The 2641-nt window shown below is 61.1% G+C and carries 1 protein-coding gene; it reads right to left on the reverse strand.

What is annotated here, in order from left to right:
• Positions 1-94: 94 nt before the first annotated feature.
• Positions 95-2290 carry a DUF6351 family protein gene (locus IRZ12_RS17170; RefSeq protein WP_296471199.1) on the reverse strand — a complete coding sequence of 732 codons (2196 nt, stop codon included), beginning with the start codon at positions 2288-2290 and terminating at the stop codon, positions 95-97.
• Between the last annotated feature and the right edge of the window lie 351 nt (positions 2291-2641).

Below are 2641 nucleotides of genomic sequence, written 5' to 3' on the forward strand. Positions count from 1 at the left end.
TTCATATAGTCAGTAGAAAAAAGTTTGACTGTCCGGATGAATTGGACGAACGCGCCGACCCCTGGACGGGGTCGGCTACATCTGGCTTGGCCCGTTACGGACGCGTAACGTCGAACAGCAGGTTTTTCTCAGAAGGACCAAACGAGATCCAGGTACCCACGAGCGGCTGCTGCTCGACGCCGGGCTTGGTCCAGTCGCAGACGCCGTCCGGGAAAATCTCGCGCAGGCGGCTCAGCTGCCCCGGGGTCAACGGCACCTTGTAATCGGCAGGGTCGACGGGCTTGAGCTGGCACTTGACGATGTTGTCCGCCAACGGCCCGCCCGCCACCATCCGGGGCGTAATGCCCGCAGGATAGAGCTCGTTGCAGCGGCCGTCGCCGAATGGCGTGGACGGTTCGACAATCTTCTCGCCAGACTCGTCCCAGCAAGCGTCGGCCAGGCCGGCGGGCTTGTGGGCGACGACTTTTCGCGCCTTGGGTTCGTCCGACTTGTCGTTGACCACTCCCATCAGCCACTGGTCCATCAACTGCAGCAAGCTGTCAGACACCCGGCCGGGACCGAGCATGACGTGATTGTCGAAATGGCCGTTTGCCGCCTTCAGCCGCTCACGCACCGAGTAGGAGTGAATCTTGTTGTGGATGTCGCCGTTGACCGCCTTGTCGAAGTAATCCCGGTGCTCAAGGATGGCCGTGGAGGCCAAGCCGCCTCCGCCATACGTGATGCGGCCCGACTGATAGGCACGGCGAATGGCATCGAGGTCGCCTGAGGTGCGCTGCGGCGTCGGCTGCAGATCCACGTCCAGGCCACCGATGTTGGCATTCAGGTCGAGGAATTCCTCCACCGTGATGACGCCATCGTTGAGCGCCTTCAACCCGTACTGCACGCCCACGTTGTCGATCGGGCGCAGCGCGAATCCGCGGGAGTCTTTCCCGTACACGTTGACGGTGTGGTCGTAAACGGTTGCCCGTGCGCCGCTAGGCCGATCGACCGGATGGTACTTCAGCTCCTCGGGGAAACCGGATGGGAACGAGAGGACTGGGGCGAGCCGTCCCGCACTGGTGCTCATGGCGGAGATATTGCCTACTTGCAAATAGCCGGAAATCGCCTTTTTCTTTTCATCCGTGTAGGCAAGTCCGCCCGGGCGGTTGAAGTAATTGTTGAGCAAGCGCGAATCGAACAGCTTGAACAGGGTGGCCGAAGTCACGTCCGGGAAGACCGAATTCACGATGATGCCGTCGAACAGCCCGGGATAATTAGCCGATGTCTGGAAGCTCTGGTAGGCACCGCCCGATCCGCCGGTTCCTATGGTATAGACCGGCACCCCGTAGGCCTCGATGAAGCGCTCCTTGGTCATCGCGACTGTTTCCGAAGAAAGCAGGTCGTTGCAGTTGGAGCCGAAAATGTTGAGGGTGGAAGTCACCGCGGCATAGCCCTGCTTCATCCATTCGTCGACGATGAGCGTGCTGAACGTTCCGCCTTGCGTATACCAGCCTCCCTGGCAGCCTCCGCCCAAGGGATAGATAAGCTTCCCATTCCAGGCCTTGGACCGCTTATCGGGACCGATGGGCCCCTCGTTCAACGGATCGTGGAGCATGGCCGACTGGTAAATGCCACGATTGATCGTGCCGGTCTCGAGCCGGACCAGATACGGCACCGTGCGTTCGGTTGGCTTGCCCTCATCGATGGTGATGTAGGCCATGTCGTCCGGATAGACCGTCGGGGTATTCCAACGCGCGTTGCCCCCGGTGGTCCTGCGATAGAAGTAATCGATCCGGGTATTCGTCGAACAATGCTCATCCAAGGGACCGTCGAGCGTGCCTCCCCCCAGCCGCCCGAAGCTCGTCGTGGTGCACAGGAAGGGCTTCTCATGGGGGCCGGATATCATCGGCCCGGTAATCGGATAGTTCGTGACCTCGAGGGTCGCCGTCGCCTCGCCAATTTGTGCATGCAAGGTGTTCTTGCCCACCACCATCCCGCTCACCAGCCCCTGCCAGGTCGAGCTTCCTATCTTGGTGAACGCGCGCGACACATCGCTGTTGTCGAGCATGACGACAAGCTCACCCTCCACACCGGGCGGCACCTCGATTTGGACGAGCGCATCGCCCCCCGTCACATAGTCCGGTAGGGATGAAACGGTGCTTAGTTTCAGTAGAGGCGCCGGCGGATCATCGGGCGAAGGCGCACCGCCATCGCTTCCGCCGCAGGCAGCTACCAATACGGCCGCCGCACCTACCGCCCATGCCCACCTCGCCAGTCCATACCCTCCCTGGCGAAGGCGACTAGTACGCATCTGTCGCATGAAAATCTCCTCATTTAGTCTTGTCGTTAGCTGCCGCCCCGACGGCACGCACGATGTCCTTTGCGCACGCGTCGCCACCCCCGCCCGGGAGACGGGGCCTGGCCATTCGATGTGTTGCAGCAGAAGCGGTCTCGTGAACCGCCGTGCCCCCCGGACTCGTTGCACAGCTGAGGCAAGGCCTCTTTCTCGTCTTCTTGTCGTTACGGCAAGGCCGATATTGCAAAGCTCGTGCCAGCGGGGAGCCCCTCTTCGCCCTCCGGCTAACTCATTGTTTCTATGTATTTTTTGCATGCTCCCTTGCGCCGGACGACACAGGGGATGGGCAGATTCCCGCAATAAACG

Source organism: Pigmentiphaga sp., from assembly GCF_019689535.1.
Lineage (GTDB): Bacteria > Pseudomonadota > Gammaproteobacteria > Burkholderiales > Burkholderiaceae_B > Pigmentiphaga.